Source organism: Caballeronia grimmiae (assembly GCF_022879615.1).
Classification (GTDB): Bacteria; Pseudomonadota; Gammaproteobacteria; order Burkholderiales; family Burkholderiaceae; genus Caballeronia; species Caballeronia grimmiae.
Genome location: NZ_CP084271.1, coordinates 773,428 through 792,065, shown reverse-complemented (window position 1 = coordinate 792,065; position 18,638 = coordinate 773,428). Strand labels below are relative to the sequence as shown.

At 63.4% G+C, this 18,638-nt stretch carries 12 protein-coding genes and 1 other RNA gene; 8 read left to right on the top strand and 5 right to left on the bottom strand.

The features are described from left to right. Positions 1–90 precede the first annotated feature (90 nt). Complete coding sequence (gene gyrA / locus LDZ21_RS03735) at positions 91–2,748, bottom strand: DNA gyrase subunit A (protein ID WP_244794285.1); 2,658 nt, start codon at positions 2,746–2,748, stop codon at positions 91–93. A gap of 652 nt (positions 2,749–3,400) precedes the next feature. On the opposite strand from gyrA, the gene ompA reads away from it, so the two are divergent. Further along, the gene (gene ompA / locus LDZ21_RS03730) at positions 3,401–4,066 is read left to right on the top strand and encodes an outer membrane protein OmpA (RefSeq protein WP_244794284.1); all 666 of its coding nucleotides are present in this window, start codon (positions 3,401–3,403) and stop codon (positions 4,064–4,066) included. A 49-nt stretch (positions 4,067–4,115) separates the two neighbouring features. On the opposite strand, the gene LDZ21_RS03725 is transcribed toward ompA, so the two are convergent. Beyond that, positions 4,116–5,444, bottom strand: a complete 1,329-nt coding sequence (locus LDZ21_RS03725; protein ID WP_244794283.1) for an IS4 family transposase — start codon at positions 5,442–5,444, stop codon at positions 4,116–4,118. Between the two features lie 247 nt (positions 5,445–5,691). On the opposite strand from LDZ21_RS03725, the gene ubiG reads away from it, so the two are divergent. The 4 genes from ubiG (at position 5,692) to LDZ21_RS03705 (ending at position 10,553) form a co-directional block, all read left to right on the top strand. Further along, positions 5,692–6,390, top strand: coding sequence for a bifunctional 2-polyprenyl-6-hydroxyphenol methylase/3-demethylubiquinol 3-O-methyltransferase UbiG (gene ubiG, locus LDZ21_RS03720; protein ID WP_244794282.1), 699 nt, complete (start codon positions 5,692–5,694; stop codon positions 6,388–6,390). A gap of 4 nt (positions 6,391–6,394) precedes the next feature. Beyond that, positions 6,395–7,159, top strand: a complete 765-nt coding sequence (gph, locus tag LDZ21_RS03715; protein ID WP_244794281.1) for a phosphoglycolate phosphatase — start codon at positions 6,395–6,397, stop codon at positions 7,157–7,159. Between the two features lie 77 nt (positions 7,160–7,236). Further along, positions 7,237–7,594: a transfer-messenger RNA gene (gene ssrA / locus LDZ21_RS03710) on the top strand. Between the two features lie 616 nt (positions 7,595–8,210). Beyond that, the gene (locus LDZ21_RS03705) at positions 8,211–10,553 is read left to right on the top strand and encodes an FG-GAP-like repeat-containing protein (protein WP_244794280.1); all 2,343 of its coding nucleotides are present in this window, start codon (positions 8,211–8,213) and stop codon (positions 10,551–10,553) included. A 52-nt stretch (positions 10,554–10,605) separates the two neighbouring features. On the opposite strand, the gene LDZ21_RS03700 is transcribed toward LDZ21_RS03705, so the two are convergent. The 3 genes from LDZ21_RS03700 to LDZ21_RS03690 all read right to left on the bottom strand — a co-directional run bounded on the left by LDZ21_RS03700 (position 10,606) and on the right by LDZ21_RS03690 (position 13,536). Continuing rightward, complete coding sequence (locus tag LDZ21_RS03700) at positions 10,606–11,682, bottom strand: glycosyltransferase family 4 protein (RefSeq protein WP_244794279.1); 1,077 nt, start codon at positions 11,680–11,682, stop codon at positions 10,606–10,608. 387 nt (positions 11,683–12,069) lie between these two features. Beyond that, positions 12,070–12,339, bottom strand: a complete 270-nt coding sequence (locus LDZ21_RS03695; RefSeq protein ID WP_035959694.1) for a hypothetical protein — start codon at positions 12,337–12,339, stop codon at positions 12,070–12,072. A gap of 126 nt (positions 12,340–12,465) precedes the next feature. Then, positions 12,466–13,536, bottom strand: coding sequence for a substrate-binding domain-containing protein (locus tag LDZ21_RS03690; RefSeq protein ID WP_244794754.1), 1,071 nt, complete (start codon positions 13,534–13,536; stop codon positions 12,466–12,468). Positions 13,537–13,662: 126 nt separating this feature from the next. On the opposite strand from LDZ21_RS03690, the gene LDZ21_RS03685 reads away from it, so the two are divergent. The 3 genes from LDZ21_RS03685 to fdhF are packed head-to-tail and all read left to right on the top strand — an operon-like array spanning position 13,663 to position 18,636. Beyond that, positions 13,663–14,145, top strand: coding sequence for an NAD(P)H-dependent oxidoreductase subunit E (locus tag LDZ21_RS03685; RefSeq protein ID WP_244794278.1), 483 nt, complete (start codon positions 13,663–13,665; stop codon positions 14,143–14,145). After that, entirely contained in the window at positions 14,142–15,698 is a 1,557-nt protein-coding gene (locus LDZ21_RS03680; RefSeq protein WP_244794277.1) for a formate dehydrogenase beta subunit, read from the top strand. The genes LDZ21_RS03685 and LDZ21_RS03680 overlap by 4 nt, the downstream gene beginning before the upstream one ends. Positions 15,699–15,708: 10 nt before the next feature. Then, positions 15,709–18,636, top strand: a complete 2,928-nt coding sequence (gene fdhF, locus LDZ21_RS03675; RefSeq protein ID WP_244794276.1) for a formate dehydrogenase subunit alpha — start codon at positions 15,709–15,711, stop codon at positions 18,634–18,636. Positions 18,637–18,638 lie beyond the last annotated feature (2 nt).

Sequence of the window (18,638 nt, the reverse complement as noted above, 5' to 3'; positions counted from 1 at the left end):
AGCGCAGTGCCGGCATGAAGCTCACGTCGCGCAGCTTAACCAATTCAGGCTTTCAAAAGCGATAACGAGAAACCGGCGACACAAAAAATATCAGGCGCTTTCACCACTTTCGCCGCCTTCTCCGTTTTCCGCATCGTCCGGCGTGGGCGTGGAGCCGTTCGCGGCCGCATCCGCTTCGTCGAGTTCGGCATCAGCTTCGGCCTCGGCGATATGCTGCAGTCCCGACAACTTCGTCCCTTCGTCAAGGCTGATGAGTGTAACACCTTGGGTTGCGCGGCCCATTTCGCGTATCTCGGACACGCGCGTGCGGATGAGAACGCCCGCCGTGGTGATCAGCATGATCTCGCTTTCGGGTTCGACGAGCGTCGCCGCGACGACCTTGCCGTTGCGCTCGGAAGTCTGAATCGCGATCATGCCCTTCGTGCCGCGGCCATGGCGCGTGTACTCGTGAATCGGCGTGCGTTTGCCGAAGCCGTTCTCCGTTGCGGTCAGCACCGACTGCGTTTCCCCGCCCGCGACCAGCAGCGCGATGACCTGCTGCCCGTCCTCGAGCTGCATGCCGCGCACGCCGCGCGCGCCGCGACCCATCGCACGGACATCGTTTTCGTCGAAGCGGACGGCCTTGCCCGCATCCGAGAACAGCATGACGTCGTGCGCGCCATCGGTGATCGCCGCGCCGACGAGGTAATCGCCCTCGTCCAGATCGACCGCAATGATGCCCTTCTTCAACGGACGGCTGAACGCTTCGAGCGGCGTCTTCTTGACGGTGCCGAGCGACGTCGCCATGAACACGTACTTGTCCGCCGAGAATTCCTTGATCGGCAGCACGACGTTGATCTTCTCGCCGTCCTGCAGCGGGAACATGTTGACGATCGGCCGGCCGCGCGAGTTGCGCGAACCCTGCGGCACTTCGTAGACCTTGATCCAGTAGACGCGGCCACGGTTCGAGAAGCACAGCATGTGATCGTGCGTGTTCGCGATGAACAGCGTGTCGATCAGGTCGTCTTCCTTCATCTGCGTGGCCTGCTTGCCGCGACCGCCGCGTTTTTGCGCGCGATATTCGGAAAGCGGCTGCGACTTCACGTAGCCCGCGTGCGACATGGTCACGACCATTTCCTGCGGCGTGATCAGGTCTTCGGTGTTCAGCTCGGTCGCGTTCATCTCGATACGCGAGCGGCGTTCGTCGCCGAATTCCGTGCGGATCTGGCCGAGTTCGTCGACGATCATCTGACGGATACGCTCAGGCCGCGCGAGGATGTCGAGCAGGTCGGCGATCTGCGCCATCACGTCGCGATACTCGCCGACGATCTTGTCCTGTTCGAGACCGGTCAGGCGTTGCAGGCGCATCTGCAGAATTTCCTGCGCCTGAACATCGGACAGCTTGTAGAGGCCGTCTTCCTGCAGACCGTATGCCGGATTCAGCCCTTCCGGCCGATACGCGATACGCCCGCCCGAAGCCTCGGTTTCCGCACGCGTGAGCATCTCGCGCACGAGCGACGAGTCCCACGGACGGTTCATCAATTCCTGCTTGGCGATAGGCGGCGTCGGCGCGGCCTTAATGATCGCGATGAATTCGTCGATGTTCGCCAGCGCCACGGCCAGACCTTCGAGCACGTGCCCGCGGTCGCGCGCCTTGCGCAGTTCGAACACGGTGCGCCGCGTCAGCACTTCCCGCCGGTGCGACAGGAAGCACTCCAGCATTTCCTTCAGATTTAGCAGCTTGGGCTGGCCGTCGACGAGCGCGACCAGATTCATGCCGAACGTGTCCTGAAGCTGCGTCTGCTTGTACAGATTGTTCAGCACGACTTCCGGCACTTCCCCGCGCTTCAGCTCGATCACGACGCGCATGCCGCTCTTGTCGGATTCGTCGCGTATGTCGGAGATGCCCTCGATCTTCTTCTCGTTGACGAGTTCGGCGATGCGCTCGAGCAGCGTGCGCTTGTTCACCTGATACGGAATCTCGTCGACGATGATCGCCATGCGCTGCCCGCGATCGATCTCTTCGAAGTGCGTGGCCGCACGCATGACGACGCGCCCGCGCCCAGTGCGATAGCCGTCGCGCACGCCCGCGACGCCATAAATGATACCGGCCGTGGGGAAGTCCGGCGCGGGGACGATTTCGATCAGTTCGTCGACGGTCGCGTCAGGGGTGTTCAGCAGATGCAGGCATGCATCGACGATTTCGCGCAGGTTGTGCGGCGGAATGTTCGTCGCCATGCCGACCGCGATACCAGCCGAGCCATTAATGAGCAGGTTGGGAATACGCGCCGGCATGACGAGCGGCTCGTTTTCGCTGCCGTCGTAGTTCGGGCCGAAGTCGACGGTTTCCTTGTCGATGTCGGCCAGCAGTTCGTGGCCGATCTTCGCCATGCGGATTTCGGTGTACCGCATGGCCGCGGCGTTGTCGCCGTCGACGGAACCGAAGTTGCCCTGACCATCCACCAGCATGTAGCGCAGCGAGAACGGCTGCGCCATGCGAACGATCGTCTCGTAGACCGACGCGTCGCCGTGGGGATGGTACTTACCGATCACGTCCCCGACGATACGCGCCGACTTCTTGTACGGGCGATTCCAGTCGTTGTTCAGTTCGTGCATCGAGTACAGCGCCCGGCGATGCACCGGTTTCAGGCCATCGCGGACATCGGGAAGCGCACGCCCGACGATTACGCTCATCGCGTAATCGAGATACGAACGGCGCATTTCCTCCTCGAGGGAGATTGGCAGAGTCTCTTTAGCGAATTGATCCATTATCCGTGTCTTGAACTGTGCAGCAGCGACACGGCAGCGCGCTCGTCGACCTCACGACACCCATCCGCCGGCCGCGCGGCGCACGCCGGGCAGGCGCGCAGCCGACGTACGCTGCGGCGCCGCGAACGCAGCGCATCAGCAGATTCTACCATGCGGCAAATTCGCATCCGGCGCGTCGCGTATCATACAGTTGCCCGGCAACGCCCCGCTTCTGAAGGAACGGTGCGCCGCTTCGTACCAATTACTTACAAAAACCGGGGAACGTTTTCGGTCATTTCGTCACGCGCGCGGGCTATCATGCCGCCTCAACTGTTTCTGCCTGCAGAATCAGCCGCAACGACGGGTTATGGAAACGCGTTTCGGGCACGCCGAATGCGCACGTGCAGCGCCTTGTCCGACGGCTGCGCCTTCCTGTCCCTTTCTTGTTGCGGAGGCACCACATAAGGTTGCGAGCGGGCTGGGTGCGGGGATATTTTTATCGTTGCAAGGGAACGATATGGCAAAATGCCAACGCACAAAGTTAGACACTGCTCGAAGTCTACACACAGCGTTTGGCTCCGCGGGGAATGTTATACTTCGAGCAATGTATGACTTGTCTTTGTCTACAGGCTCGCAGTAAACCTGCGGTAATCTCAATTTCGAGAGGAGAAATATGAATAAACTTTCAAAGCTCGCGTTCATTGCAGCTACCGCAGTTATGGCTGCATCGGCCTCGGCACAGTCGGTGCCGGCCTCGCGACAAGCCGTCAATGACAACTGGGTGAATGGCACGGGCGAGTATGTGTGGATGAACGGCACGAACGAGCTGTGCTGGCGCGATGCGTTCTGGACGCCGGCAACGGCTAACGCAAAGTGCGACGGTGCGCTGGTCGCGCAACCGCCGGCTCCGGCAGTCGCTCCGCCGGTCGCACCGGCTCCGCAAATCACGACGCAGAAGGTCACGTATCAGGCCGACGCTCTGTTCGACTTCGACAAGGCAGTTCTGAAGCCGGCTGGCAAGACCGCGCTGGACGATCTCGCATCGAAGATCGGCGCGCTGAACCTGGAAGTCGTGGTCGCTACCGGCTACACCGACCGCATCGGTTCGGACAAGTACAACGATCGTCTGTCGCTGCGCCGTGCGCAAGCTGTGAAGGCTTACCTGGTCAGCAAGGGCATCGAAGCCAACCGTATCTACACGGAAGGCAAGGGCAAGCGCGACCCGGTCACGAAGGGTTCGTGCAATCAGAAGAATCGCAAGCAACTTATCGCCTGCCTCGCACCGGATCGTCGCGTGGAAGTCGAAGTTGTTGGCACGACGCGTCAGCCGCAGCAGTAAGCTGTCGGATTGCCGCAGATCGAACCCCCGCCTCGGCGGGTAATGCCGTTCAGTTAAGGTTCTTTCTAAGGTACCGGACGGAGTAACGTGAGGGGCGGGATTTGACGACTCGGTCGCATGTGCGCCCGGGTCGTTTTTCATTTGGAAGGGACTTGAGCCGTTCGCGCAGGCGCCGAAGGCATGCGGGCAACTTTGCATAGGCCGGCGTAAGGGCGGCCCACATGAGTTCGTGCTGGATGGTATGGAGGGCGCGCACGAAGCTGATGTCGGTCGGTGCGAGTTTCGCCTCCCATGCGGCGCTGGCGATCTCACGGCGAATCAGATTGTAGGCGATCAGCGCACCCCATATCTCCTGATACACGCCTTCGACGGTGCGGCTGCGCAAGGTCAACTCAGAACCCAGCATCGATTGCTTGAGCTCGCCGTAACTGGTCTCGATCTGCCAGCGGCGCTCATAGCAGGCAACGATATCGGCGGGTTTGAAACGTCGACGATCGCCGAGCGAAGTCAACAGCACGCGTTCGCGTCCACGCGCATCGATCGTTCGGATCGCGCGCGCATTCCAGAATTCGGGCAAAGCCGGACATTTCTTGCGCGCCTGCGGCGAGACGCGCATGCGCACCGTCGCATCGTCAGCGGTACCCGAGACCACTTCCCAGCAGGTATTCGCTTTGGCTGGAATCAGGAAGTGACGATTGGGGGCGTTCATCGTCAGCCCACATAGGATTTCTGCAGCCAAAAAGCCCTTGTCGAACACCGTCAGCGAGTCTTGCGGAATCTGCGGCAGCAGGCTTTTGGCGTACATCATTTCGTTGGTGTCGTAGCGACCGAAATTGATATCGGCGACCAGATGCGTCGGAATGGCGGTGAGCGTCACGGCGCGCACCTGCGGATAACTGGCCACCTTGCCGCTGGCATAACCTTGCGCGCCAAAGTGCTCACGGTTGGCCGCACTGTCGGGTACGCGCAACGTGGTGCCGTCCATCGCCCAAAGACTTAATCCCTTGAACGCATGGTGAGCCGCGTCCTGAGTCGTCCACGCCCGTGCCGTCTGCTCGAACAGCCACGCCATCGGCGCCTCGCCCACGCGTTGGCGGGCCTGCACCACGGCGCTCTTGCTCACAAACGGCGCGGCCTCGTTGGGCAAGGCCAGATCGAGACTGTCGAGTACTTCGCTGATTGACCAGTGCCGGTACATCGCCAGCGCGATCACCAGCCACACCACCTGCTCAGCCGGCAGACGACGGCGCCGGATGCTCGCTGCGCCCGTTGCCTGGACCGCGCGCGTGACCCACTCGTAGGGCAGATGCTCAGCCAACCGTCGCAGATCGGTCGGCTCTTGAGCTTCGATTACGAAGGTGAGGTGGTTGGCAAGCATCGCCCCGAAAAGTTAACAGCTCGGCGCAACGTTTACAACTACTTCCCGCACCAAAATAAAATGCCGTTCAGTCGCTTAACTGAACGGCATTACGCCTCGGCGGGGGTTTTTTTATGCCTGGATCGCCGGGATCGACTCGCTTTCTTGCCGAATGCCGGTCGCATCGCCCGTTGCGCCTTTTGCCCGCCTCAATGAGCGCCTATATACTCGGTCTAACTGATTCACGACTTAGCAAGGGTTTTCTCTCATGACCAATGTCGATCCCCACGAACTACAAAAATTCAGCGAGCTGGCGCATCGCTGGTGGGACCCGAACGCGGAGTTCAAACCGCTGCATGAACTCAACCCGGTGCGGCTCGCGTGGATCGACGATCACGCGCACCTCATGGGCAAGCGTGTCCTGGACATCGGTTGCGGGGGCGGCATCCTGTCGGAGTCGATGGCCACGCGCGGCGCGACGGTAAAGGGCATCGATCTGTCGTCGAACGCATTGGGCGTCGCGGATTTGCATAGTCTGGAGAGCGGCGTCGAAGTCGCCTACGAAGAGATTTCCGCCGAAGCGCTGGCGGCGCGCGAGCCGGCCTCGTATGACGTCGTGACCTGCATGGAAATGCTCGAGCACGTACCGAATCCGGCGGGCACCGTTGCCGCGTGCGCGGCGCTCGTGAAGCCGGGCGGCTGGGTGTTCTTCTCCACCCTCAACCGCAACGCGAAGGCGTATCTGTTCGCGGTTATCGGCGCGGAATACATTGCGCGGATGCTGCCGCGCGGCACGCACGATTACGCGCGCTTCATCAAGCCGTCCGAACTGGCGTCGTACGCGCGCATGGCTTCGCTCTTGCCCGTCGACATCAAGGGCATCACCTACCGGCCGATCTCGAGGCACTTTGGCCTGTCCAACGACACGAGCATCAACTACATGATGGCTTGCCGCCGGGAAGCGTGACACGATGAATCAAGAAGACCAGGATGAAACGGGCGTCGTGCAGACGAAGCCCTTGCCCGACGATCCGACTCCCCTGCCCCAGCGGGCCGCCGAAGGCAACTCGCTCGGTCTTTGCCAGGCGGTGCTGTTCGATCTCGACGGCACCATCGCCGATACCGCGCCCGACCTCGTGGCAGCGGTCAACAAGATGCGCCACGACCGCGGACTAGAGATGCGTCCGCTGGAAATGCTGCGGCCGTATGCGTCGGCGGGCGCGCGCGGACTGCTCGGCGGCGCGTTCGATATCGGGCCGGAACATCACGAGTTTCCATCGATGCGCGAGGAGTTTCTCGCCAACTACGAAGCCGATCTGTGCATCGAAACGACGCTGTTCCCAGGTATCGCGGAATTGCTGGATCAGCTCGACGCGCGCGGCGTGCGCTGGGGCATCGTGACGAACAAGGTGACGCGGCTCGCGGCGCCGCTCGTCGCGCTGCTAGGTCTCGACACGCGGGCGGCCTGCCTCGTCTGCGGGGACACGACTCCGCATCCCAAGCCGCATCCCGCGCCGCTGCTGCATGCGGCCGAGCTGCTCGATGTCGCGCCGGAACGCATCGTCTATGTGGGCGATGACCTGCGCGACGTACAGGCGGGGTTCGCGGCGGGAATGATCACGGTGGCGGCCGCCTACGGCTATTGCGGCGACGACATCCCGCCGCGCCGGTGGCACGCGAACCATGTCGTCGATACCCCTGAGGAATTGCAGCATCTGTTGCGCGACATCGCGTAACGTAGGCGCGGCGGCGTCTTGAAAACGGGGCCGTTCGCCTCATATGGCTTTTCGTGGGATAATGAAAGTTCCGCTTTGGGGGCGACCTGGTTTCGACAGGGGTTGTGAAGCGGTCAGGGCATACCGAGGACCCGTCACCTCGTTAATCAATGGGAAAATCGTAACTGCAAACGACGATACGTTCGCACTGGCAGCCTAAGGGCCGCCGTCCTCTCACTAGTTCACTGACGGGCTAGGGTAGCAATACCGCGAGAGGTCATATACGTCAGTTAAGCTTTGGTGGCGTCACGACGCCAAAGTCGAAAATTTAGTGAATCGCCGTAACGCAGCGTGTTCGTCCGCGTCGTTGCGGCTAAATCAAAAGACAGAACTAAGTATGTAGAACTGGTCGTAGATCGCTTCTGGACGCGGGTTCGATTCCCGCCGCCTCCACCACCCCCTTTCAAAAACCCGCGACAGCGCAAGCGTCGCGGGTTTTTTCTTTTGTCGTCCGGCACTGCTGTGGGCCGTACGTCTGCAAGGCGCGAAAAAAAGCCCCGCGGGGCGGGGCAAACATCCTTGAGAGACATAGTCACGGCAGAGACGACGTGAACTACGGCGAGAGAATAGAGGCTCCGGCGCGTCGCTCGAATCGGACCGATCCGATAATTGCCTTCCGCCAACTATCTGCTTTTGCACTCGGTCAAGCGTACGCCAACATTCTTTGTTGACTGCAGTCAATCATCCCTGACTGATAAACGGCATCCCGCCTACCCTTCCCTTGCTGTTCGTCCGCTGAATGGCTGACCCTTTGACCTTTTGCGGACGCACAGTCATTCCAAGTACTTGGCCTCGCCTTCGGGCGAGGTTTTTTTTCGCCTGTCGCGCCGCTCGTCGATCAAGCCTCCCGCACATCCTTCATACATGTTCGCTCGGGCACCGACCCGATTGGCCAACGCGCGGCAATCTTCTGCTCTATCGTTCGAAACAGCTTGCGCGGTCGCGCAAACACGGGGAAAGCATGCGCAGAGGCATCAGGACTACATGGTTAGAATCGGCGTGCTTGTCGTTGATGTGGGCCTTCTTCAGCCTCTTCGTTCCTGTGCAGGCCCACGCCGCAGCGGCATCGCCGGATTGCCACGCCGGCACGCTCATCACCGTGGTCGCGCATCTCGACGACGACCTTCTCTTCGTGAACCCCGGCATCAGCGACAAGCTCGACGCCGGCTGGTGCATCACGACGGTTCACATCGTCGGCGGCGCTAATGGCGCGAAGTTCGACTACGTGCTGCTGCGGGAGACCGGCACCAAACTGGCCTATGCGCGCATGGCCGGCGTTCCCGACGAATGGCGTGAATCGACGGTCACGTTTGTCGGCAAGCCCGTGCATCAACTCGTGCTCGAACAGCAACCGCGCGTCAAGCTGCTCGAATTGCGCCTGCCCGGCGGCGGCGTGCGCGGCGGCAAGGTGCCGCTCGGCCTGCTGTGGGACCGCGGCCAGACGCTCACCACCTACCCGCTGAACGCGGACGGCACCGCCCCGACCACCTACGACCGCGCATCGCTCACCGCGACGCTGCGCGCGATCCTCGCCGACGCCACGGAGATCTACACGCTGAATCCCGACACCGTCGCGTTCATGGAGCATCCGGACCACATCTACGCCGCGCGCATGACCCGCACGGCGGCGCAGGGCCTCAAGCGCAGCCTGCCGATCGGCTACCACGTGACCTATCCGACCGGCGGCCTGCCGAAGAACCTCGACGCCGCCGACACGCTGCGCAAGCGCGATGTCGTCGGCAGCTATTTCGCCGTCGATGGCAACGACGCCGGCCACGTCTTCGGCGAATACATGTGGGATGGCAACTGGGTCGCGCGCCGCTACTGGAGCGCCGCCGACACCAGCGACGCAGGCCCCGACTTCCAGTTGCGCCCGTTCCAGCTCGTCAACGAGTATTCCAGCCGATGCCTCACGGCCGGCGGACCGGGCAATGCGCCGCGCCTTGGCGCATGTTCAGGCGATGCATCGCAGAACTGGTTCTGGAAGCAATTGCCCGCGACGCCCGGCGAGAAGAACGATGCGCTGCTCGTCAACGCATCGACGCGAGCGTGCATCGCGGAGCGCGACTCGGGGCTGGTCGAAGAAGCATGCGACGCAAAAAGCGCAGCGCAACGATGGACGCCGTGGGACTTCGGCTTCGTCTACACGCCGCTCAACCATTGCCTCGGCGAGAAGAACGGCGCGCTCACCGCGGGCCGATGCTCGCTCCTGACCGCCGAATACCGCTGGTCGCCGTCGCGGCAGACCGTGTGGACCGATACGCGTCAGGAAGGCGCGCTTTATGGCGACGTGCGCGGCGCGGGCCGCGACAGCACCGTCTATGTCCAGCGTCGCAAGGACGGCCCAGGCTTCAACGTGTGGGTCGCGGAGATGTCGCGCATCGATCAGGCCGCGCCCTGGTATCTGAACGCCGTGCCGTTCGATCCGAAAGCGACCGCGCCCACGTGCCAGGGCGATACGCTGTGCTTCGACAGCGCCCGCTTCCTGCTCGCCGATTTCGATGGCGACGGCCGCGCCGATCTGATGGTCGTCACGCCGCGCAATGGCGGCACCGCATTCTGGCTCTTGCGAAGCGCGGGCACGCATTTCGAAGCGCCGCGCCTGTGGCGGCAGACGAGCGCCGCATGGACGCCCGACATCGCGCAGCAATACATCGCGGGCGATTTCAACGGCGACGGCCGCGCCGATGTCGTCATCGCGCAGAAGCGCAAGGACGCGGGCCTCGATCTCTGGATGCTCGATTCCGCCGCGCCGCCGGCGCTATGGCTCGAAGCCCGGGAACTCGATGCCAGCGCGCGCTTTCTCCCGGCGCGCGTGGCGGGCTCGCCGAAAGCGGGCCTCATCGCGATGGAAAACGTCGATGGCGCGCTCGCGCTCTCGCCGCTCGCGAGCACGGGAAGCGCGTTCACCGCGCGCTATCGCACGAATGTGTATCCGCAGTTGCGCGCGGCATCGGTGAAAGTCGCGGCGGGCGATATCGACGGCGACGGCATCGACGATCTCGCCGTGCTCGAACCGCGCGGCGACGCCTCGGGCACGCGCGTCTTCACGATCAAGGGTGGTCGCGTTTTCGGCCCCGCGCAGAAGACGGCGACGCTGCGCGACACGTCTTATGCCGATTCGATGCCCGCGTTGATCCGCCGCAACGAGCACGACAATCACGCCACGCTGATGCTGTTCCGGCGTGCGAACGCGCTGCTCAAGGAGTTCTATTACACGGGCGGCGCGCCGAGCCTGGCGGGCTACGACATCGACACGTCGTTCCGTCTCGGGCCGGTGCAAATCTGGGGCGACCTGCCGGGCTTGTTCTCGGAATCGCTTTGGACGAAGACACTCGCCTACTGGAGCCGCTAAAGCAAAACGCCGCCCGATCAAGGCGGCGTTCCGGCTTTCCAGCTCTCGCTGTCTAGCTCAGTCCCACCCGCATGTTCAGCACATCGCGGGCAATCGCGAGGTAACGGTCGGCGGTGCTCTGCAACGTCAATCCTTGCAGCGGACGCTTGGCGCGCGGCTGCGTCAGCGCGTGGAGCAGCGCCCGGCCGTAGGCGTCCGCATCGTTCGTATCGAGCAGTTGCACGCCGGGAAAACCGCCCGCGAATGCGAACGACGCGATCTCGTTGCCCACCACCGGAATCCCGGACGCGAGCGCCTCCAGAAAGCCGATGCTGTGCGCCTCGAAGCTCGAAGGCATCGCGAAGACGGCCGATGCACGCAGAATCTGCGCGACGTTGGTCTGCGGCCCGTCGATCGTCACGCGATTGTTCAGTCCCAGTTGCGCGACGCGTTCGACGACCGCCTTGTGATAGTCGAGGTTCTCGATCACGCCGCACAGCAGGAGCCGCGCATCGGGATCGGCGCGCGCGACGCGGGCGAACGCTTCGACCGTCTGCAACTGGTTCTTCTCGGGAATGTAGCGGCCCACCTGCACGATCTGCTTGTACGCGACCGGCACGCGCGGACCGCCATCGTCGGCGAAGCGGGAGACGTCGACGCCGTTGGGCACGACGATCATCGACGGATGCAGGCCAATCTCCTTCACGTACTCGTCGATATTCTTCTGCGACACGCCGATCACCGCCTTCGCCCGATTCGACAGCAACCGCTCGGCACGCATCAGCGCGGCGTTGGCGAAGTCGTTCGCACCGGAGTGCATCACCCAGACGATCGGCACGCGCGTCGGCAAGGCGCGCACGTAGAGCGCGGGAATCGTCGCGTGCGCGAAGATGATGTCCGGCCGGAATGTGCGGATCGCCCGATGAAGAAACAGCAGGCGGCCGAGCTTGCCCGGCGTCTTGTCCGGGAAAATGCACGACACGCCGTGCGCGCGAAGCTCGGCGCTGATGTGCGCGAAGTCATCGTGCTCCGGCATCAGCGAAGCGATGGAGACATCGTGTCCGTCGCGCTGATGCCCGATCGCGACGCCCTTTGCAAGAACCTCCGCCCCCGACAGGCGGGGCGCAAGTATGACCTGCAGAATTCGCATGGTTGCAGTCCCTCGGATGGTCCGTAGTGCGCTCGAAGCCACGCGCCGTGCCCAAGGCATCGCGTCCCCCGTGCCTCGCCCGCGCGCGATATCCGCGTCTTCGGGCAGCCGGCGCACTCGTGTTTTTGTGATTTTTCGACGGTAAGAAAAACGACCGCGCGCACCGCCAAAAGCCGCAATGACACGCCCGGATTAAGGTACTGCCGAGGTCATGCCGCACATCCGCCATCTCGTAGTGCTTTTCGGTCCGCGCCCGAACCATTGCGCGCGCAATGAGGTGACGCGCACACGCTGCGTGCGGATGGCCGTACGGAACGGGAGAAAGCGAGGGGAAAGAATGGAACCCGATGACGGCGCGCATTGCACGCGCCGCGATTCATCCGGGCTTTAGTTCGTGCCGTCTTTCGGGCACTTCAGGTTGCAGCCGTTGGGGTCGCCGTTATCGGCGCGTCGACGCATCGCGGACGTGCCTTGCTGATACTTGTCCGACGGCGCGGACGCGGCAAACGGCATCTGCGGATGCTCGTTGAGGCGGAACTGTTCCTGCAGCACGCCGCCAGGCAGACCCGGCGAATTCTGGGCAAAAGCAACGGGCGCGAGACAGATGGCGCCGGCGACGAGCGACGCCGACAATGAAGCGAGCAACGAGAATTTCATGGCGGTATTCGCGCGGCGACGCGCGTCTCAACAAAGTGGAACTCGACAGCAAGCCGTTAGGTTAACCCAATTCGCCGCCGCAAGCCCGCTTCGCTGCCCGCGTTCCTCTTACGGATCGTTTCGCGTTCAGCCGCGCAAGCCGTCGTCGATATCGACGAGCGTGCCGCATTGCTCGGGATCGTAGCCTCCGAGATGCGCGACGCTGCGGTTGAACGCCTCGCTGCGCAACACGCCGAGCACAGTCGAGAGACGCGCTTCGTCGAGCCGCGCGCGCTCGCAGGCGAAGAAATAATCCTCGTCGATGATCGGAATGAAATCGAGTCCGAAGTGCTGCGCGGCCGGCTGCACGCCGAAGCCGAGATCGGCCATGCCGCTCGCGACGAACGCGGCGATAGCCGAGTGCGTGAGTTCGGTCGACGCATAGCCGTTGATCTGGTCCGGATCGACGCCGACGCCGCGCAGCGCCAGATCGAGCAGCATGCGCGTGCCAGAGCCCGGCTGACGGTTCACGAAGCGCACGTCGTCGCGCGCGAGATCGCGCAGGCCGGAGACGCCCTTCGGATTGCCCTTCGCGAGAAAGAGGCCCTGCGTACGCCGGGTGAGGCGGATCAACTGATGCTTCCTGGTATCAAGATAAGGCCGGTAGATATCCGCGCAGACCGAGCGGAATTCGCCGATCGGCAGATGGAAGCCGGCCAGCTCGCACTCGCTGCGCGCGAGCGCCCTCACCGCCTCCGCGCTTTCCCGATACTTGATGTCCACCGGCACGCGCCGCTCGCCGAGCGCGCGTACGAGCGTCGCGACCGCATAGCCGTGCGATGCGTGAATGCGCACCTCCGATACTTCGCCCGCGAGCCGCCGGTTCAGTTCCTTGGCGACTTCGTTAGCGACCGCCTGCAATGGCGCTTCGAGCCGGTCGCCGCACATGCGCTGCGCGCGCAGCACCGATTCGCCCAGTTCCGACAGCACGGACCCGCGCCCCCGCGACTTGGTGATCAGCGCGCCGCCCAGCCGCGCTTCGATTTCGCGCAGCAGGCCCCACGCATGCCGATAGGACAAACCCCTAGCGCTCGCCGCATTGGCAATGCTTCCCGTCTGCGCCACGAGCTGCAAAAGCGGCACAACCGCGCTGAGACTGGTTTCCCGGCCATCGACGTCCCGCAAGATGAGCTCGGCGCGGCATTCAATGTCGACCATATGCATTGCCCCTTCCTATTGCCAAGATATATCACGACGCCTATTGTTCTCTCACAGGCTCGGCGACCCTGATTATATGATCGAAATATGCATCAAGAAAACATATGCCGAGCGTGGAGGAGCCCCATGAGACAACCGCTATCCGCCGTCGCCGCAGAGGAACTCGTGCGTCGCCATGCCGTGCAAGGCGCGACCCTGATGTCCATCCTGCACGCCATCCAGGACGAAACCGGCTTCGTGCCGCCCGAGACCGTCGAGCCGCTCGCGCGCGCCTTGTCGCTGTCGCGCGCCGAAGTTCACGGCACGATCACGTACTACCATCACTTCCGTTCCGAGCCGCCCGCGCGCGTCACCGTGCAATTGTGCCGCGCCGAGGCGTGCCGCAGCATGGGCACCGAGGCTCTGAAGGATCACATCGAAGGCCATACGGGCTGCCGCTTCGATAGCGGTCACGCCGAAGACACCGAACTCGAATCGGTTTACTGCCTCGGCCAGTGCGCGCTGTCGCCGTCGATGACGATCAACGGCGAGATTCACGCCAGGATGACGCCGCAGAAATTCGATCGCCTGTTCAGCGCGGCCAAAGCCAAGAACGAGGTGACGGCATGACGCGCATCTATGTCCCTTGCGATTCCGCCGCGCTCGCGCTCGGCGCCGATCGCATCGCGCAGGCAATCGCGAATGAAGCGCAGTCGCGCGGCATCGACGTGCAGATCGTGCGTAACGGATCGCGCGGGCTGTTCTATCTGGAGCCGCTCGTCGAAGTGGAAACGGAGCAGGGACGCGTCGGCTACGCGAACGTCGATGAAGACGAGATCGCCGCCCTCTTCGATGCACGCTTTCACGAAGGCGCGGCGCATGCGAAGAACGTCGGCATCGTCGATGAGATTCCGTATCTGAAGAACCAGCAGCGTCTGACGTTCGCGCGCATCGGCATCACAGACCCGCTTTCGATCGACGACTACACCGCGCTCGGCGGCCTGCAAGGCTTGCGCAACGTGCTCGACATGAATGGCGACGCCGTCTGCGAAGCGCTCGTCGACTCGGGGCTGCGCGGGCGCGGCGGCGCGGCGTTTCCGGCGGGCATCAAGTGGAAGACCGTGCGCGCGGCGCTGGCCGATCAGAAGTACATCGTCTGCAACGCGGATGAAGGCGACTCAGGCACGTTCTCCGACCGCCTCGTGATGGAGAGCGATCCGTACATGCTGATCGAAGGCATGATCATCGCGGGCGTGGCGACGGGTGCGACCCAAGGCTATATCTACGTGCGCAGCGAGTATCCGCATTCGATCACGACACTCAATCGCGCGATCGACAAGGCGCGCGAAGCGGGATGGCTCGGCGCGAGCGTCCTCGGCACGTCGCACGCGTTCGATCTGTACGTGGCGAAAGGCGCGGGCTCGTATGTGTGCGGCGAGGAAACCGCGCTGCTGGAATCGCTCGAGGGCAAGCGCGGCATCGTGCGCGCGAAGCCGCCGGTGCCGGCGCTCGTCGGTTTGTACGGCAAGCCGACGGTCATCAACAACGTCATTACGCTCGCGACGGTTCCGGTCATCTTCGCGAAGGGCGCGGCCTTCTATCGCGATTACGGCATGGGCCGTTCGCGCGGCACGCTGCCGTTCCAGCTCGCGGGCAACGTGAAGCAAGGCGGTCTCGTCGAACTCGCTTTCGGCGTGACGCTGCGCGAACTCATCTACGACTATGGCGGCGGCACGGCAAGCGGCCGTCCCGCGCGCGCGGTGCAGGTGGGCGGTCCGCTCGGAACGTATCTGCCGGAAAGCCAGTGGGACATTCCGCTCGACTACGAAGCCTACGCGAAGGTCGGCGCGGTGGTGGGCCATGGCGGTCTCGTGATCCACGACGACACCTCGAACCTCGCCGAACTCGCGCAATATGCGATGCACTTCTGCGCCATCGAATCGTGCGGCAAGTGCACGCCCTGCCGCATCGGTTCGACGCGCGGCGAAGAAGTCATCGCGAAGATTCGTGACGGCGATACATCGGTGAGACAGATCACGCTGCTGCGCGAACTCTGCGACACTATGGTCGCAGGCTCCCTCTGCGCAATGGGCGGCATGACCCCGTTCCCGGTGCTGTCCGCGCTCGATCATTTCCCCGAAGACTTTGGCCTGCCGCGTACGCCGGCGCAAAAAGCTGCCTGAGGATAACGCTATGTCCAACACCATCAACGGCTGCGGCTCCGGCAATTGCGCCTGCAAGAGCGCCGCTTCCGTACAGCGCCGCGATCCTTTCGACGAAACCGACTACGGCACGCCGCTGCGTCACGCCGATGTCGACGTCACGCTCGAAATCGACGGGCAAAACGTGACGGTGCCGGCGGGCACGTCGGTGATGCGCGCGGCGATCGAAGCCGGCGTCAACGTGCCGAAGCTCTGCGCCACCGATTCGCTCGAACCGTGGGGCTCGTGCCGTCTGTGCCTCGTCGAGATCGAAGGCAAGCGCGGCTATCCGGCATCGTGCACGACGCCCGTCGAAGCGGGCATGAAGGTACGCACGCAAAGCGACAAGCTGCAATCCCTGCGCCGCAACGTGATGGAGCTTTATATCTCCGATCACCCGCTCGACTGCCTCACCTGCCCCGCCAACGGCGACTGCGAATTGCAGGACATGGCGGGCGTCGTGGGCCTGCGCGAAGTGCGTTACGGCTACGAAGGCGCGAACCGCCTGAAGGACAAGAAGGACGAGTCGAATCCGTACTTCACGTACGATCCGTCGAAGTGCATCGTCTGCAATCGCTGCGTGCGCGCCTGCGAGGAAACGCAAGGCACGTTCGCGCTGACCATCACCGGGCGCGGCTTCGAATCGCGTGTGGCGGCGAGCGAAAGCGTGCCGTTCATGGAATCGGAGTGCGTGTCGTGCGGCGCGTGCGTCGCCGCGTGCCCGACCGCGACGCTGCAGGAAAAGAGCGTCATCATGCTCGGCCAGCCGGAGCATTCGGTCGTGACGACGTGCGCGTACTGCGGCGTCGGTTGCTCGCTGAAGGCCGAGATGAAGGGCAACACCGTCGTGCGCATGGTGCCGAACAAGAACGGCCAGGCGAACGAAGGCCATGCGTGCGTGAAGGGCCGCTTCGCATGGGGCTACGCGACGCACAAGGACCGCATCACCAAGCCGATGATCCGCGCGAAGATCACCGATCCGTGGCGCGAAGTGTCGTGGGACGAAGCGATCAACTATGCGGCGAGCGAATTCCGCCGCATTCAGGACAAGTACGGACGCGATTCGATCGGCGGCATCACGTCGTCGCGCTGCACGAACGAGGAAACCTATCTCGTGCAGAAGCTCGTGCGCGCCGCGTTCGGCAACAACAACGTGGACACGTGCGCCCGCGTCTGCCATTCGCCGACCGGCTACGGCCTGAAGGCCACGCTCGGCGAATCGGCGGGCACGCAGACGTTCGCATCGGTCGAGCAAGCGGATGTCATCGTCGTGATCGGCGCGAATCCGACGGACGGCCACCCGGTCTTCGCATCGCGCCTGAAGCGCCGCGTGCGTGAAGGCGCGACGCTGATCGTGATCGATCCGCGCCGCATCGATATCGTCGATACGCCGCACGTGAAGGCGTCGCATCATCTGGCGCTGCGGCCCGGCACGAACGTCGCGATGATCAATGCGCTCGCGCATGTGATCGTGACCGAGGGACTCGTCGACGAGCAGTTCGTCGCCGACCGATGCGAGCCGCGAGCGTTCCAGCAATGGCGCGACTTCGTCTCGCAAGCGGAGAACTCGCCGGAAGCGATGGAAGCCATCACCGGCGTGCCCGCGCACCTGGTCCGCGAAGCCGCGCGCATCTACGCGACGGGCGGCAATGCGGCGATCTACTACGGCCTCGGCGTGACCGAGCACGCGCAGGGCTCGACGATGGTGATGGGCATCGCGAACCTCGCGATGGCGACGGCCAACGTCGGCCGCGAAGGCGTCGGCGTGAATCCGCTGCGCGGGCAGAACAACGTGCAGGGCTCGTGCGACATGGGCTCGTTCCCGCACGAGTTGCCGGGGTATCGCCATATCGGCGACGCCGCGACGCGCGCCCTCTTCGAAGAAGCGTGGGACGTAAAGCTGCAGCCGGAGCCGGGCCTGCGCATTCCGAACATGTTCGATGCCGCCACGCACGGCACCTTCATGGGCCTATATTGCCAGGGTGAGGACATCGTTCAGTCGGACCCGAACACGCAGCATGTCGCGGGCGCGCTGTCGGCGATGGAATGCATCGTCGTGCAGGACATCTTCCTGAACGAGACGGCGAAGTACGCGCACGTGTTGCTGCCGGGCTCGACCTTCCTCGAGAAGGACGGCACGTTCACGAACGCCGAGCGCCGCATTTCGCGCGTGCGCAAGGTGATGCCGCCGCTTGCCGGCTACGCCGACTGGGAAGTGACCATCAAGCTTTCTCGCGCGCTCGGTTACGAGATGAGCTATACGCATCCGTCCGAAATCATGGACGAGATCGCGCGTCTCACGCCGACCTTTCACGGCGTCTCCTTCGAGAAGCTCGACGAACTCGGCAGCATCCAGTGGCCGTGCAACGAGAAGGCGCCCGACGGCACGCCAACGATGCACATCGACGAATTCGTGCGCGGCAAGGGTCGCTTCGTCATCACGAAGTTCGTCGCGACGCCGGAAAAGGTCACGCGCAAGTATCCGCTTCTGCTGACGACGGGGCGCATCCTGTCGCAATACAACGTCGGCGCGCAGACACGGCGCACGGAGAACTCGCGCTGGCACGACGAGGACCGGCTGGAGATCCATCCGCACGACGCGGAAGAGCGCGGCATCCGGACGGGCGACTGGGTCGGCATCGAATCGCGTGCGGGGCAGACCGTGCTGCGCGCGAAGATCACCGAGCGCATGCAGCCGGGCGTCGTCTACACCACGTTCCATTTCCCGGAATCGGGCGCGAACGTAATCACGACGGACTCGTCCGACTGGGCCACCAATTGTCCGGAGTACAAGGTGACGGCCGTGCAGGTCATGCCGGTGGAACAGCCGTCGCAATGGCAGAAGGATTATTCGCGCTTCAACACGCAGCAGCTCGAACTGCTCAACATGCGCGACGTTGCGACTACTTCGGGGAAATGATC

What these genes read in the sequence shown, in the direction of transcription:
- ubiG (WP_244794282.1), top strand. Translation starts at nt 5,692, where the DNA reads ATGACCAATGTCGATCCCCACGAACTACAAAAATTCAGCGAGCTGGCG.
- gph (WP_244794281.1), top strand. Translation starts at nt 6,395, where the DNA reads ATGAATCAAGAAGACCAGGATGAAACGGGCGTCGTGCAGACGAAGCCC.
- LDZ21_RS03690 (WP_244794754.1), bottom strand. Translation starts at nt 13,536, where the DNA reads ATGGTCGACATTGAATGCCGCGCCGAGCTCATCTTGCGGGACGTCGAT.
- LDZ21_RS03695 (WP_035959694.1), bottom strand. Translation starts at nt 12,339, where the DNA reads ATGAAATTCTCGTTGCTCGCTTCATTGTCGGCGTCGCTCGTCGCCGGC.
- LDZ21_RS03685 (WP_244794278.1), top strand. Translation starts at nt 13,663, where the DNA reads ATGAGACAACCGCTATCCGCCGTCGCCGCAGAGGAACTCGTGCGTCGC.
- LDZ21_RS03700 (WP_244794279.1), bottom strand. Translation starts at nt 11,682, where the DNA reads ATGCGAATTCTGCAGGTCATACTTGCGCCCCGCCTGTCGGGGGCGGAG.
- fdhF (WP_244794276.1), top strand. Translation starts at nt 15,709, where the DNA reads ATGTCCAACACCATCAACGGCTGCGGCTCCGGCAATTGCGCCTGCAAG.
- LDZ21_RS03705 (WP_244794280.1), top strand. Translation starts at nt 8,211, where the DNA reads ATGTGGGCCTTCTTCAGCCTCTTCGTTCCTGTGCAGGCCCACGCCGCA.
- LDZ21_RS03680 (WP_244794277.1), top strand. Translation starts at nt 14,142, where the DNA reads ATGACGCGCATCTATGTCCCTTGCGATTCCGCCGCGCTCGCGCTCGGC.
- gyrA (WP_244794285.1), bottom strand. Translation starts at nt 2,748, where the DNA reads ATGGATCAATTCGCTAAAGAGACTCTGCCAATCTCCCTCGAGGAGGAA.
- LDZ21_RS03725 (WP_244794283.1), bottom strand. Translation starts at nt 5,444, where the DNA reads ATGCTTGCCAACCACCTCACCTTCGTAATCGAAGCTCAAGAGCCGACC.
- ompA (WP_244794284.1), top strand. Translation starts at nt 3,401, where the DNA reads ATGAATAAACTTTCAAAGCTCGCGTTCATTGCAGCTACCGCAGTTATG.